The sequence below is a fragment of the Cedecea sp. FDAARGOS_727 genome, assembly GCF_012273235.1.
GTDB classification, from domain to species: Bacteria; Pseudomonadota; Gammaproteobacteria; order Enterobacterales; family Enterobacteriaceae; genus Cedecea; species Cedecea davisae.
In genome coordinates, this window is record NZ_CP050966.1 from 3,851,635 (window position 1) to 3,865,737 (window position 14,103).

Annotated in this window: 16 protein-coding genes; 10 read left to right on the top strand and 6 right to left on the bottom strand. The window is 53.2% G+C overall.

Annotation, left to right across the window (positions count from 1 at the left end; translation table 11 throughout):
* The first annotated feature begins 14 nt into the window (after positions 1 to 14).
* From FOC35_RS18220 to rnd, 3 genes are all read left to right on the top strand, one after another.
* Entirely contained in the window at positions 15 to 605 is a 591-nt protein-coding gene (locus tag FOC35_RS18220) for a Slp family lipoprotein (protein WP_172569728.1), read from the top strand.
* Between the two features lie 203 nt (positions 606 to 808).
* Entirely contained in the window at positions 809 to 2,494 is a 1,686-nt protein-coding gene (gene fadD, locus FOC35_RS18225) for a long-chain-fatty-acid--CoA ligase FadD (protein ID WP_172569729.1), read from the top strand.
* Positions 2,495 to 2,563: 69 nt separating this feature from the next.
* Complete coding sequence (gene rnd / locus FOC35_RS18230; protein WP_115586359.1) at positions 2,564 to 3,685, top strand: ribonuclease D; 1,122 nt, start codon at positions 2,564 to 2,566, stop codon at positions 3,683 to 3,685.
* A 145-nt stretch (positions 3,686 to 3,830) separates the two neighbouring features.
* Here the strand turns inward: rnd and minE are convergent, their stop codons facing one another.
* From minE to minC, 3 genes are read right to left on the bottom strand one after another with little or no spacing between them, the layout of a single operon-like run.
* Positions 3,831 to 4,106 carry a cell division topological specificity factor MinE gene (gene minE / locus FOC35_RS18235; protein ID WP_016536881.1) on the bottom strand — a complete coding sequence of 92 codons (276 nt, stop codon included), beginning with the start codon at positions 4,104 to 4,106 and terminating at the stop codon, positions 3,831 to 3,833.
* Positions 4,107 to 4,109: 3 nt separating this feature from the next.
* Positions 4,110 to 4,922: a septum site-determining protein MinD gene (gene minD / locus FOC35_RS18240; protein WP_016536880.1), complete on the bottom strand. Its 813-nt coding sequence runs from the start codon at positions 4,920 to 4,922 to the stop codon at positions 4,110 to 4,112.
* A 24-nt stretch (positions 4,923 to 4,946) separates the two neighbouring features.
* On the bottom strand, positions 4,947 to 5,657 hold the full coding sequence (gene minC, locus FOC35_RS18245) for a septum site-determining protein MinC (RefSeq protein WP_172569730.1): 711 nt from the start codon (positions 5,655 to 5,657) through the stop codon (positions 4,947 to 4,949).
* 126 nt (positions 5,658 to 5,783) lie between these two features.
* On the opposite strand from minC, the gene FOC35_RS18250 reads away from it, so the two are divergent.
* The 6 genes from FOC35_RS18250 to FOC35_RS18270 all read left to right on the top strand — a co-directional run bounded on the left by FOC35_RS18250 (position 5,784) and on the right by FOC35_RS18270 (position 9,066).
* Positions 5,784 to 6,059 (top strand): YcgL domain-containing protein, encoded by a 276-nt coding sequence (locus tag FOC35_RS18250; RefSeq protein ID WP_172569731.1) that lies wholly within the window; start codon positions 5,784 to 5,786, stop codon positions 6,057 to 6,059.
* A 75-nt stretch (positions 6,060 to 6,134) separates the two neighbouring features.
* Positions 6,135 to 7,202 carry a lytic transglycosylase domain-containing protein gene (locus FOC35_RS18255; protein WP_172569732.1) on the top strand — a complete coding sequence of 356 codons (1,068 nt, stop codon included), beginning with the start codon at positions 6,135 to 6,137 and terminating at the stop codon, positions 7,200 to 7,202.
* Positions 7,203 to 7,292: 90 nt separating this feature from the next.
* The gene (locus FOC35_RS18260; protein WP_172569733.1) at positions 7,293 to 7,952 is read left to right on the top strand and encodes a fumarylacetoacetate hydrolase family protein; all 660 of its coding nucleotides are present in this window, start codon (positions 7,293 to 7,295) and stop codon (positions 7,950 to 7,952) included.
* A gap of 89 nt (positions 7,953 to 8,041) precedes the next feature.
* Entirely contained in the window at positions 8,042 to 8,488 is a 447-nt protein-coding gene (locus tag FOC35_RS18265; protein ID WP_016536875.1) for a YcgN family cysteine cluster protein, read from the top strand.
* Between the two features lie 71 nt (positions 8,489 to 8,559).
* Positions 8,560 to 8,802, top strand: a complete 243-nt coding sequence (locus FOC35_RS22800) for a hypothetical protein (RefSeq protein ID WP_371810769.1) — start codon at positions 8,560 to 8,562, stop codon at positions 8,800 to 8,802.
* A 24-nt stretch (positions 8,803 to 8,826) separates the two neighbouring features.
* Entirely contained in the window at positions 8,827 to 9,066 is a 240-nt protein-coding gene (locus FOC35_RS18270; RefSeq protein ID WP_016536873.1) for a DUF333 domain-containing protein, read from the top strand.
* Between the two features lie 50 nt (positions 9,067 to 9,116).
* Here FOC35_RS18270 and dsbB read toward each other — a convergent pair whose 3' ends face one another.
* The gene (gene dsbB / locus FOC35_RS18275; protein ID WP_016536872.1) at positions 9,117 to 9,647 is read right to left on the bottom strand and encodes a disulfide bond formation protein DsbB; all 531 of its coding nucleotides are present in this window, start codon (positions 9,645 to 9,647) and stop codon (positions 9,117 to 9,119) included.
* A 145-nt stretch (positions 9,648 to 9,792) separates the two neighbouring features.
* Positions 9,793 to 11,358 (bottom strand): sodium/proton antiporter NhaB, encoded by a 1,566-nt coding sequence (gene nhaB / locus FOC35_RS18280; protein ID WP_172569734.1) that lies wholly within the window; start codon positions 11,356 to 11,358, stop codon positions 9,793 to 9,795.
* A 228-nt stretch (positions 11,359 to 11,586) separates the two neighbouring features.
* On the opposite strand from nhaB, the gene fadR reads away from it, so the two are divergent.
* The gene (fadR, locus tag FOC35_RS18285) at positions 11,587 to 12,306 is read left to right on the top strand and encodes a fatty acid metabolism transcriptional regulator FadR (protein WP_016536869.1); all 720 of its coding nucleotides are present in this window, start codon (positions 11,587 to 11,589) and stop codon (positions 12,304 to 12,306) included.
* Between the two features lie 48 nt (positions 12,307 to 12,354).
* Here the strand turns inward: fadR and FOC35_RS18290 are convergent, their stop codons facing one another.
* A complete protein-coding gene (locus tag FOC35_RS18290) occupies positions 12,355 to 13,887 on the bottom strand; it encodes a SpoVR family protein (RefSeq protein WP_039898323.1) in 1,533 nt (510 codons plus the stop codon).
* Between the last annotated feature and the right edge of the window lie 216 nt (positions 13,888 to 14,103).

The following is a 14,103-nucleotide window of genomic DNA, read 5'->3' on the forward strand; positions in this document are numbered from 1 at the left end:
TAAGGAGATGAGGTATGGCTGTTCGTAATGTTAAAAAGTGCAGTTGGCTGCTTGCCGCCACGGCAGCGCTGGTTTTAAGCGGCTGCGTTAGCGTGCCGGATGCCATTAAAGGGACTTCCGCGACGCCTCAGCAAGATTTGACGGCGGTAATGAGCGCTCCAAATCTTTATGTAGGGCAGGAAGCTCGCTTCGGTGGTCGGGTGGTCAATGTGGATAATCTGAAGGGGAAAACCCGTCTGGAGATTGCCACCGTTAGCCTGGATGAAGGTGCCCGACCGGCCCTGAACGAGCCTTCTCATGGCCGCATTTATGCGGACGTGATCGGTTTCCTCGATCCGGTAGACTTCCGCAACCAGCTGGTGACCGTAGTTGGGCCAATTACCGGCACCACCGAGGGCAAAATCGGCCAGACGCCTTATAAGTTTATGACCATGCAGGCCATCGGCTATAAACGCTGGAACGTTACCCAGCAGGTGGTGATGCCGCCGCAGCCAATCGACCCATGGTTCTGGGGCGGCCCTTATCCGTACCGCGGCCACTACGGCATGTGGGGCGGATGGTATAACCCGGGGCCCGCACAGGTGCAAACCGTTGTAACCGAATAATCTGTTGTTTTAAAAATACTTTCAAACAGCGGCCTGGCCGCTGTTTGTTTTTATCCAGGACGGATGAAAAAATTTAGTGATGCGCTTCGCAACCTTTAATCAGGCTAATTAATAAACTGGTACGCTGAGTTAATATTATGTTAACGAAATGTGTGTTGCCTGGGGTTGTGATGACGACAAATAATAATTTCAGAGGTGGATCCTTGAATAAGGTTTGGCTTAACCGCTACCCGGCCGACGTTGCGGCTGAAATAAATCCCGATCGCTATCAATCCCTGGTTGATATGTTTGAGCAGGCCGTGACTCGCTATGCCGATAAGCCCGCCTTTATCAATATGGGTGAGGTGATGACCTTCCGTAAACTGGAAGAGCGTAGCCGGGCGTTTGCCGCTTACTTACAGCAGGGGCTGGGTCTTAAGAAAGGCGACCGCGTAGCGCTGATGATGCCAAACCTGCTGCAATATCCGGTGGCGCTATTTGGTATTTTACGTGCCGGAATGGTGGTGGTTAACGTTAACCCGCTTTATACCCCGCGCGAGCTGGAGCACCAGCTGAACGACAGCGGTGCCAGCGCTATCGTGATAGTGTCGAACTTTGCCCACACGCTGGAAAAAGTTGTCGAAAAAACGCAGGTTAAGCATGTGATCCTGACCCGGCTTGGCGATCAAATCTCCGGGGCAAAAGGCACGCTGGTTAACTTTGTGGTGAAGTACATTAAGCGTCTGGTGCCAAAATACCATCTGCCACACGCTATTTCCTTCCGCCGGGCGCTGCAAAGCGGCTACCGCATGCAGTACATCAAGCCTGAGATCCTCAATGACGATCTTGCCTTCCTGCAATATACCGGCGGCACCACCGGCGTGGCGAAGGGCGCAATGCTTACCCACCGCAACATGCTGGCTAATCTCGAACAGGTGAGGGCGGCATACAGCCCGCTGCTGCACGAGGGTAAAGAGCTGGTTGTGACCCCGCTGCCGCTGTACCACATTTTTGCTCTGACCATTAACTGCCTGCTGTTTATCGACATCGGCGGGCAAAACCTGCTAATCACCAACCCGCGTGATATTCCGGGCCTGGTGAAGGAGCTGGCGAAATATCCGTTCACCGCCATGACCGGCGTAAACACGCTCTTTAACGCGCTGCTGAATAATAAAGATTTCCAGCAGCTCGACTTCTCCAGCCTGCATCTTTCGGCAGGCGGCGGGATGCCGGTTCAACATGCCGTTGCCGAGCGCTGGGAAAAGCTTACCGGCCGTTACCTGCTTGAAGGCTACGGGCTGACGGAGTGCGCGCCTCTGGTCAGCGCAAACCCGCACGACATTGATTACCACAGCGGCTCTATCGGCCTGCCCGTGCCGTCAACCGACGTGAAGCTCATTGATGATGAAGGCAACGAAGTGCCGCCGGGCGAGCCTGGCGAACTGTGCGTTAAAGGCCCGCAGGTGATGCTTGGCTACTGGCAGCGCCCTAAAGAGACCGATGAGATCCTCAAGGATGGCTGGCTGCGCACCGGTGATATTGCGGTAATGAACGACGAAGGTTTTATGAACATCGTTGACCGCAAAAAAGACATGATCCTCGTTTCCGGGTTTAACGTTTATCCAAACGAAATCGAAGATGTGGTGATGCAGAACGAAGGCGTGCTGGAAGTTGCCGCCGTGGGCGTTCCTGCTGGCGTTAGCGGCGAGAACGTAAAAATCTTCGTGGTGAAAAAAGATCCGGCCCTGACCGAAGAGGCGCTGATTGCCTTCTGCCGCCGCCAGCTGACCGGCTATAAGGTGCCTAAACTGGTAGAATTCCGCACGGAACTGCCTAAATCTAACGTCGGGAAGATTTTACGACGAGAACTACGTGACGAAGCGAGCAAGACAGGCAACAATAACGCCTGAGCTCCAAGTCACTCGTCCTGATGCCGGTTCGCCGGCATTTTTTATGGGCGCAACCTAAGAGAACTGAATTTGACCTACCAGATGATTACTACCGATGAAGGACTGGCCGCCGTCTGCCAGGCCGCTCGTCAGTTCCCCGCGCTGGCGCTGGACACCGAATTTGTCCGCACCCGTACTTATTACCCGCAGCTGGGCCTGATCCAACTCTATGACGGCCAGCAGGCCTCGTTGATAGACCCGCTAGCCATTAGCGACTGGTCGCCGTTTAAAGCGCTTCTGCAGGATCCCGATACGGTTAAATACCTGCACGCCGGTAGCGAAGATCTCGAAGTCTTCCTGAACGCTTTTGGCATGTTGCCGGATCCGTTTATCGATACCCAAATTCTTGCATCATTCACCGGGCGCCCGCTCTCCTGCGGCTTCGCTACCATCGTTGAGTCATATACCGGCATCGCGCTGGACAAAAGCGAATCCCGCACCGACTGGCTGGCACGCCCGCTGACCGAGCGCCAGTGTGAATATGCCGCAGCGGACGTGCTTTACCTGCTGCCGATCGCGCAAAAGCTGATGGCAGAAACCGAAGCGGCAGGCTGGATGAGCGCGGCTCTGGATGAATGCCGCCTGATGTGTACTCGCCGTCGCGATCAGCTGGATCCGGAAGAGGCATGGCGCGAAATTAGCAACGCGTGGCAGCTGCGCACTCGCCAGCTTGCCTGCCTCAAAAAGCTGGCGGCCTGGCGTCTGCGTAAGGCGCGCGAGCGCGATATGGCGGTCAACTTCGTGGTACGCGAGGAAAATCTCTGGCAGGTTGCGCGTTATATGCCTGGCTCGCTCGGAGAGCTGGACGCTTTGGGCCTTAGCGGCAGCGAAATCCGCTTCCACGGTAAAGCGCTGGTGGCGATGGTAGCCGAAGCTCAGGCGTTGCCTGAGAGTGAATTGCCGGAGCCGTTACAAAATCTGGTAGATATGCCGGGTTACCGCCGGGTATTTAAAGCTATCAAGGCGCTGGTGCAGGAAGTTAGCGAAGCAAAAGGGCTTAGCGCCGAGCTGCTGGCTTCACGCCGCCAAATAAACCAGCTGCTGAACTGGCACTGGAAATTGAAGCCACAGGCCGTTGAGCCGGAATTAATTAGCGGCTGGCGCGCTGAATTAATGGCCGAGGCGTTAACAAAACTGCTGGCTGATTATTAAGAAAGTCTCGTCACCTGGAAATAATCACAGTATTATTTTCAGGTTGAAATATATTGGCAGGGTGTTGCTAAGAAAGATCTTAATAAGATTTTAGCGATCTCTGAAAAATAAAACCCCCTGACAAATGCAGGGGGTTTTTTTTAATTCAGGCAGACTTGCTTGCTTCTTCCGCTTCCGGCAGCGTAACGTTCAGCTCCAGGATCGAAATATCACCGTCCCTTTGTTCCAGCTGTACGCTGACCATTTCCGGGTCGATCTGCACGTATTTACAAATCACCTCAAGAATATCTTTGCGTAGCTGAGGCAGGTAGTGCGGCTCTGCATCACTACGACGGCGCTCGGCCACGATAATCTGTAAACGCTCTTTGGCGATGTTGGCGGTGTTCTTTTTTCGTGACAGAAAAAAGTCGAGTAATGCCATAACTTATCCTCCGAACAGGCGTTTCAGGAAACCCTTCTTCTCTTCTTCAATGAAGCGGAAAGGGCGTTCTTCTCCGAGCAGGCGTTCAACGGTATCTGAGTAGGCTTTACCCGCATCAGACTCGGCGTCAAGAATAACCGGCTCGCCCTGGTTAGACGCGCGCAGCACCGACTGGTCTTCCGGGATAACCCCGACCAGCGGAATACGCAGAATTTCAAGCACATCTTCCATGCTCAACATGTCGCCTCTGCTGACGCGGCCCGGGTTGTAACGGGTTAACAGCAGGTGCTCTTTAATCGGATCTTCACCGTTTTCAGCGCGACGGGATTTGGAAGAAAGGATGCCGAGAATACGGTCTGAGTCACGCACCGAGGAGACCTCCGGGTTGGTGGTGATAACCGCTTCATCCGCAAAATAGAGCGCCATCAGCGCACCGGTTTCGATGCCTGCCGGGGAATCACAAACGATAAACTCGAAGTCCATGTTTTTCAGGTCTTCCAGCACTTTGGCCACGCCTTCGCGGGTCAGTGCGTCTTTATCGCGGGTTTGTGAAGCAGGCAGAATATAAAGCTGTTCGGTACGTTTATCGCGGATCAGCGCCTGGTTAAGCGTCGCGTCACCCTGAATAACGTTAACGAAGTCGTACACCACGCGGCGCTCACAACCCATAATCAGGTCGAGGTTACGCAGGCCGATGTCGAAATCGATAACCACGGTTTTTCTTCCCTTTTGGGCCAAACCCGTAGCGATGGCCGCGCTGGACGTGGTCTTACCGACGCCCCCTTTACCCGATGTAACAACAATAATGCGTGCCATAAAGGATTTCCTTGTTAAAAGGGCTTAATTCAAAGGTTGAACGGAAAGTGCGCCACCCGCCAGGCTCAGGCGGGCCGCTTTTCCATAATAATTGGCTGGGATCTGCTCACTCAGCCAGTATTCGCCCGCTATAGAGACCAGCTCTGCTACCAGGTTAGTACAAAATATTTGTGCATCACGTTCGCCGCTGGCACCGGCCAGCGCACGGCCACGCATCACGCCGTAGATATGAATATTACCATCTGCTATCAGTTCTGCACCGGCGCTAACATGATTGGTCACAATCAGGTCACAGTTTGGCGCATAAATGCGCTGCCCGGAACGCACGGGGGCATCAATTAAGCGTGTTTTTGTGACAGGAGTAACAGTTGGCGCAGCGACCACTACCGGCTCAGCGGGGGCAGCCTTTGGCGTTCTGACAACCTTCTCTTTTCCTTCACTTAATAATGGCAGGCCAGCCCGCTCGATTTCGGCTTTTAAAGCCTCATCTTTACAGCCGCTGATCCCCACCACTCGCAGGCCGGTGGAGGTCACGGCCTGCTGTACTTTTTTCCAGTTGACGGAACCATCGAGGCTGGCGACGTTAACCACTATCGGGGCATTTTTTAAAAACGCCGGCGCCTGGGCGATTTTGTCTTCCAGAGCCTGGCGAATAACCTCGGGTTGTGCATCATGCAAATGAACCACAGATAAGGTAAAACTGCTGCCCTTTAACTCGATTGGCGTGTTTGACATCCTGGCCTTACTCAATTCAGTTTCAATCCCCACAATTGTGGGACGATATTCCGAAGTACACCAGGCATGTTATAGTCCAGCTTATATTCAGGCAAGCCACAAGCTGGCGAAAATAGAGTAAAAAAAATGTTTTGTGTGATCTACAGAAGTACCAAACGTGACCAGACTTATCTTTATGTCGAAAAAAAGGACGATTTCTCCCGCGTGCCGGAAGAACTGATGAAAGGCTTTGGTAAACCCGTGCTGTCGATGCTGCTGCCGCTGGATGGCAGTAAGAAACTGGTTAACGCCGATCTGGGAAAAGTTAAACAGGCACTGGAAAGTGAAGGTTATTATTTGCAATTGCCGCCGCCGATTGAAAGTTTGCTGACAATGCACCTGGAAAATAGTCCTAAAAAATAAAATTCGGACTGCCGGTAAATCTTTTCCGGGCATTAAGCATGAAGATGTGTAAAACAAATAATCGCGGGAAGGATGATGAAAACTTCAGCATTTTGTTTGACCCTCAGCGCCTTAATGCTTGCCAGTTGTTACGGCCAAACGTCTAAAGCAGAGGCGGCACCCGCCGCCTCCGCGACTCCTCAGGCAAAAGCATCTCCCGCGCCGCCCGTTACCACACTGGCCGAACAAGGGCGCGACCCCGCTGAATTCCCTGCCTTTGTGGCAAAACTAAAAACCGAAGCCAAAGCTCAGGGGATCGGTAATGCCACCCTGAAGTCGGCCTTTGCCCATATTCATTTTGTTGACCGGGTAATTAAATCCGACCGTAATCAGCTGGAGAAAAAAATAACTCTCGATGATTACCTGAAGCGGGTTATTACTCCGGCAAAAATAAAGCAGGCGCGAAGCCTGGCGTTACAGCACCGTGAAGAGCTTGCCAGAGTCAGCGCCAGAAGCGGGGTACAGAGTAACTACATTGTCGCGCTATGGGCGATGGAAAGTCACTTTGGCAAGCTTCAGGGCAAAGAGGATGTTATCTCCGCCCTGGCAACGCTGGCTTTTGAAGGTCGGCGCGAGGCGTTTTTCACTAAAGAACTGATGGCCGCTCTAAAAATTATTCAGCGTGGTGATATTAGCGCGGAGCAGATGAAAGGTTCATGGGCCGGGGCGATGGGGCAAAACCAGTTTATGCCCAGCTCCCTGCTGCGCTATGGCAAAGACGGCGACGGAGACGGCAAGATTGATATCTGGAACAACACCAGCGACGTTTTTGCCTCCACGGCCAACTATCTGGTGACCGAGGGATGGCGCTCTGGAGGCAACTGGGGATTTGAAGTCAGGCTTCCCTCCGGTTTTAACAGCGCGCTGGCGGGCACCCGGCCGGGGCAGGGGAAAACCGTAGCCCGCTGGCAAAAACTGGGGGTAACGCTGCCGGGCGGTTTAATGCTGCCAGCCTCCTCGCAAAAAGGCTGGCTGGTGACGCCGGATGATAGCCAGGGGCGAACGTTTCTGGTGTTCAACAACTTCCGCACTCTGATGCACTGGAATCGCTCTTATTACTTCGCCATCAGCATCGGCAAGATGGCGGACGCGATTGCTAAATAAGCTACGGTTAGAAACACTTCCCCGGTATTCACCGGGAATATTTTTATCTAGTATCAAGCTGAGTTAACACAAACGACGCAGAGGAAAGGCATGTATCAACATCATAACTGGCAGGGTGCGCTGCTGGATTTTCCGGTTAATAAAGTAGTCTGTGTTGGCAGCAACTATGCCAAACATATTAAAGAAATGGGCAGTGCAACCCCGGACGAACCGGTGGTGTTTATCAAACCGGAAAGCGCGTTGTGCGACATCCGCCAGCCGCTGGCGCTGCCGCATGACTTTGGTTTGGTGCATCACGAGGTTGAGCTGGCAGTTTTGATTGGTTCGACCCTGAAACAGGCGAGTGAAGAGCATGTGCGCAAAGCGATTGCCGGTTATGGCGTCGCGCTGGATCTCACTTTGCGCGAGCTGCAGGCCAAAATGAAGAAGGCAGGCCAGCCGTGGGAAAAAGCGAAGGGCTTTGATAACTCATGCCCAATTTCCGGTTTTATTCCGGCCGCGCAATTCACTCACGATCCGCAAAATACGCCGCTTGAGCTGAAAATTAACGGTGAAGTGCGCCAGCAGGGCAATACCGAAGACATGATCCACAAGATAGTGCCGCTTATTGCCTATATGAGCAAATTCTTCACCCTGCGCGCCGGAGACGTTATCCTGACCGGGACGCCCGAAGGCGTTGGCCCGCTAAACAGCGGCGACGAGCTGGAAGTCAGCTTTGCCGGACACGCTCTGACGACGCGCGTGCTGTAAACAATTTGCCGCTTCAGGGCGGCAAAACTTGCATCCGGGTGTCAGACTGTTTATAAGGTGCAGCTTAATTTTTAAATGCAGGAACCGCTATGACACCCACTCCCTTCTGGCAAAGTAAAACTCTCGACGAAATGAGCGACGCCGAGTGGGAATCACTGTGCGATGGCTGCGGCCAGTGCTGCCTGCATAAGCTGATGGACGAAGATACCGACGAAATTTATTTCACCAACGTCGCCTGTAAGCAGCTCAACATCAAAACCTGTCAGTGCAAAAATTACGTCCGCCGCTTTGAATATGAGCCGGACTGCATCAAGCTCACGCGTGACAATCTGCCGACCTTTGAGTGGCTGCCGCATACCTGCGCCTACCGCCTTCTGGCCGAAGGAAAACCGCTGCCTGAATGGCATCCGCTGATTACCGGCTCAAAGGCTGCAATGCACGGCGAGCGTATTTCTGTACGCCATATTGCGGTGAAAGAGTCCGAGGTTCGCGACTGGCAGGACCATATCCTGAACAAGCCCGAGTGGGCGGATTGATAGCCCGCTTCTGCCGATGCGAGTCGGCAGATAAATAAATCCTTCTTATAACTAATTTTGTGATAGGATGGATTTTCAATAACCAAAAACAAGAGAGTTTTATCCTGAATTTACTATTCCAGTGTCCGTCATGCGGCGGATCGCAGTATCGCACTTCCTCCTACGATGTCCGAGAATCAAATCCCCATGGCGCAGTCTGTATCTTTTGCAAATCCGCAATGCAGGTTTCCGCTCATCGTCCGTTAAATGCGACCTTCTCCGGTTTTAGCCCGCTGGCGCAACAGGCTTTGCCTTCTTCCCAGCCTCGCTGCTAATATTCCTTCTTCACAGGAGGGATAATGAAAAAACTGACGATAATAATGGGCATGCTGCTGTTAAGCGGCTGTGCAACCGCCGAGCGCGAAGCGCCAAAACCACCGGGCAGTATCGGAATGGCGAACCCGGCATCGGTTTACTGCCAGCAGAAAGGCGGTAAATCCATTGCGGTGAAAACGCCGCAGGGCGAGCGAGCCGATTGCCTGCTACCGGGCGGCGAACGAATCGACGAGTGGGCGCTGTACCGACGCGATCATTCATAAAAAAAATAACCCACCGAGAGGTGGGTTATTGTTATCTGCGGGCGGCTAAATTAGCGGCCAAACAAATCGCGGCGTTTCGGTTTGAAAAACTGGCCAATCAGTACCAGAACCGCAATCACCAGGAACACGGCAAAGATCCCCAGCAGCCACTGCACCATATCCAGCGACAGGAACTCCCACTGACGAACGGAGCAGTCGCCGTTAGCAACAAATACCTGCGGCAGCCATTTATCCAGCGGCAGCCAGCTCGGGAAACGAGCAAAGAAATCACAGGTCACAAACGGCGACGGATGAAGCTGAAGCATGGTGTGATCCCACGCGAGCTGAACGCCTTTCCCTGCGCTGTACAGCCAGATAGCCAGTGCGCCATAGCGCAGCGGCGTTTTTGGGGCGATTGCGCCAACCAGACCCGCGCCCATCACGCCGAACAGCGCGCAACGTTCATAAATACACATCACACAAGGTTTCAGCCCCATAACGTGCTGGAACCACAATGCCACCATTTCAAGAACGAACGCCGTAAAGGCCAGAAGCAGCCAGGCGGTACGTCCTTGGGAGCATTGGTTTAAATATCGCAACATAATCAGTTTCCCTGCAGCATGCGTAGAATCGGCAGTGTAAACCAAATCCTTTTCTGCGCCAGTAGCGTAGATGAAAATAACGTACTAATCGGATGTTTATAAGGAAAAAAAATGTAACGGGAAGCGGACTTCCCGTTAAATTGCCTTAGTGCGGTGCAACCACGGTTTCCGGGGTGGTTAACCAGCCGCTGGCAAGCATCCAGTCCGTTGCGGGCGCAAGCGTATATTCAACGCAGAGCAGGCCGACCAGAGTCAGCACCAGCGTATACGGCAGCGCCATGACGACCATCCGCCCGTATGAGAGACGAATCAGCGGTGCAAGCGCGGAGGTTAGCAGGAACAGGAACGCAGCCTGGCCGTTCGGCGTAGCCACCGACGGCAGATTTGTACCGGTATTGATAGCCACCGCCAGCAGTTCAAACTGCTTGATATCGATAGCGCCATTTTGCAGCGCGGTTTTTGCCTCGTTGATATAAACGGTGCCGACAAAAACGTTATCCGATATCGAAGAAAGCAGGCCGTTAAAGATATAAAACAGCGAGAGCTGAGAGTGTGGGGAAGCGGCGAGCACATACTGAATTATCGGGCTAAACAGATGCTGGTCGATAATCACCGCCACAATGGTAAAGAACACGGTCAGCAGGGCGGTAAACGGAAGTGCCTCGGTAAAAGCTTTGCCGATGGCGTGCTCGTCGGTAACGCCGCACAGCGAAGTCGCCAGAATAATCACCGACAGGCCAATCAGGCCGACTTCCGCAAGGTGCAGGGCAAGGGCGATAATCAGCCAAACGCCGATCAGCGCCTGAATCAGCAGTTTCATTTTGTCCTGCCGGGTACGTTTCTGAGCGCTGCGGGTATCAAACTCCTGCAAAATGCCGCGCACTTTTTCCGGCAGCACTTGCCCGTAGCCCAGCACTTTTGAGTACTCCAGCAGCACGCAGGTCAGCAGGCCGCAAACCAGCACCGGAACCGTGACCGGCATCATCCGCAGGAAGAAATCGCCAAAGTGCCAGCCGGCATTTTTCGCGATGATAAGGTTCTGAGGTTCTCCTACCATCGTCATCACGCCGCCGAGCGCGGTTCCCACGCCCGCATGCATCATCAGGCTGCGCAGGAAGGCGCGGAATTGCTCAAGCACCTCGCGGTTTTCGGTTTTAATGCGGCTGTCATCCTGCAAATTGCCGCTTTCCGTGCCTTCAGAGGCCACCTGGTGGTAAATGCTGTAGAAGCCGACCGCGACGCTGATGACCACGGCGACAACGGTTAAGGCATCGAGGAAAGCGGAGAGAAAAGCGGCAGCCACGCAAAAGGCCAGCGAAAGCGCTATTTTTGAACGAATACCCAGCAGCAGGCGGGTGAACAACAGCAACAGAAGCTGCTTCATAAAATAGATCCCGGCGACCATAAACATCAGCAGCAGCAGGACTTCAGGGTTGGATGCAACCTCGGCGCGAACGTGGTCGGGGCTGGTCATACCGACGATAACCGCTTCGATGGCCAGCAGGCCGCCCGGCAGCAGCGGGTAGCACTTGAGTGCCATCGCCAGCGTAAAAATAAACTCCACAACCAGCATCCAGCCCGCGATAAATGGACTGACAAACCAAAAGACCAGCGGATTAACCACTAAAAAGAGCATCAGCGTTAATTTGTACCAGTCAGGAGATTGACCCAGAAAATTGCGGTACAAAGCCCGCCCGGCAGACATTTCCATCGTTAAGTTACCGTTATCGGTTGTATTATATTGATGTATAGGAAAATAACCTCTCAGGTTACTCCTATATGGGGTGGGCTATCAAGCCGCAGAAAATCCCGAGTTAAGGCATTTATCCTCAAAATTCAACACCGATCCCGCATTTGCCCCTTGCCCCCGCTATCTGGAGCGTATGGCATCTGGTATGATGAGTCCAATTTGCAAAACCTGAGTAATGGAAATCTTACTATGGTCATTAAGGCGCAGAGCCCAGCGGGTTTCGCGGAAGAGTATATTATAGAAAGCATCTGGAATAGTCGTTTTCCTCCGGGGTCAATTCTCCCGGCAGAACGTGAATTATCAGAGCTTATTGGCGTAACCCGAACGACATTGCGTGAAGTGTTACAGCGCCTTGCCCGTGACGGCTGGTTGACTATCCAGCACGGCAAGCCGACCAAGGTTAACAATTTCTGGGAAACTTCAGGTCTGAATATTCTGGAAACTCTGGCTCGTCTCGATCATGACAGCGTGCCGCAGCTTATTGATAACCTGCTGTCGGTGCGTACCAATATTTCAACCATCTTTATCCGCACGGCGATCCGCCAACACCCGGATAAAGCGCAGGAAGTGCTGGCGACGGCCAACCAGGTTGAAGACCATGCCGATGCGTTTGCCGATCTTGATTACAACATTTTCCGCGGCCTGGCATTTGCCTCCGGGAACCCAATTTACGGCCTGATCCTCAACGGGATGAAAGGGCTGTATACCCGTATCGGGCGGCACTACTTCTCTAACCCGGAAGCCCGCAGCCTGGCGCTTGGTTTCTATCATCGTCTGGCGGAAATCTGCCAGCAGAGCCTTCACGATCAGGTGTTTGATACCGTGCGTAACTACGGTCGCGAGAGCGGTGAGATCTGGCACAGGATGCAGAAGAATCTGCCGGGTGACTTAGCGATGCACGGTCGCTAATAGCCTGAAATAAAAAACGCTTCCAGACGGAAGCGTTTTTTTTGTCTCTTAAAGCGACGTTCGCTGCGGGCAACGCTCAAGCAACTCCACGCTGCCATCCGCGTTTTGCTGCTCCATAATCACGTCAAACCCCCACAGGCGATGCACATGCTTGAGCACTTCTTTACGGCCTTTGTCCAGCGGCGCGCGGTTATGTGGGATATAGCGCAGCGTTAGCGAACGGTCACCGCGCAGATCCACATCCCACACCTGAATATTCGGCTCAAGATTGCTGAGGTTGTACTGAGCCGAAAGCTGGGCGCGGATCTCGCGGTAGCCTTCTTCGTTATGGATAGCCGCAATCTCGAGATAGTTATTGCGGTCGTCGTCCAGCACGGTAAACAGGCGGAAATCGCGCATCAGCTTGGGCGACAGGAACTGGCTGATAAAGCTTTCATCCTTGAAGTCGCGCATCGCAAAATGCAGAGTTTCCAGCCAGTCTTTACCGGCGATATCCGGGAACCAGTAACGGTCTTCTTCGGTAGGCGTCTGGCAAATTCGTTTAATGTCCTGGAACATCGCGAAGCCAAGGGCATATGGGTTAATGCCGTTGTACCACGGGCTATTGTAGGGCGGCTGGAACACCACGTTGGTATGGCTGTGGAGAAACTCCAGCATAAAACGCTCGCTGACTTTTCCTTCATCATAAAGATGGTTGAGGATGGTGTAATGCCAGAAGGTCGCCCAGCCTTCGTTCATCACCTGGGTCTGCTTCTGCGGATAGAAATACTGGCTTACCTTACGCACGATGCGCAGGATCTCGCGCTGCCACGGTTCGAGCAGCGGCGCATTCTTCTCCATAAAGTACAGCAGGTTCTCCTGCGGCTCTGAAGGGAAGCGGTGGGCGGACTCGGCGGTTTTCTCTTCTTCCTTACGCGGCAGGGTACGCCACAGCGTGTTCACCTGGCTTTGCAGATACTCTTCCCGGCTCTTCTGGCGAGCTTTCTCTTCCTGCAGCGAAATCTTCTGCGGGCGCTTATAGCGGTCAACGCCGTAGTTCATCAGCGCGTGGCAGGAATCAAGCAGGCGCTCAACTTCATCCACCCCGTAACGTTCTTCGCATTGGGTAATGTAATTTTTGGCAAAAATAAGGTAGTCGATAATCGAGCTGGCATCGGTCCAGCTGCGGAACAGATAGTTGTTTTTAAAGAATGAGTTATGGCCGTAGCAGGCGTGGGCGATGACCAGTGCCTGCATGGTGATGGTGTTCTCCTCCATCAGGTAAGCGATACAAGGGTTAGAGTTGATGACGATTTCATACGCCAGCCCCTGCTGCCCGTGCTTATACAGGCGCTCGGTTTCGATGAATTTCTTGCCAAAAGACCAGTGCGGGTAATTAATCGGCATCCCGACGCTGGAGTAGGCGTCCATCATTTGTTCCGAGGTAATCACTTCAATTTGATGGGGATAGGTGTCGAGCCGGTAAAGCTTTGCTACCCGGTCAATCTCGGCCAGGTAGATGTCCAGTAGCTCGAACGTCCAGTCGGGGCCGTCACTCAGACGGTTGGGATCCTTTGTGGCGAAATCAGTTACGGTAGCCATCAGCGCGCCCTCATTGTTTACGGCTCTCTCTGGATGGAAAGCCTCACTTTCAAGAATAGACAACTCCTGAAAGATAGCGCCGACAAGTAAAATTTTTTCTGCACGATTTATCGATCCCGATGACGCGATTTCAGCCGCATGCCCAGCATTTTATTTTGGCGAAAATATTTTCCCTCGCAGGAGATGCTAATTATCCCGTGCCAGTCCTGGCGGGCA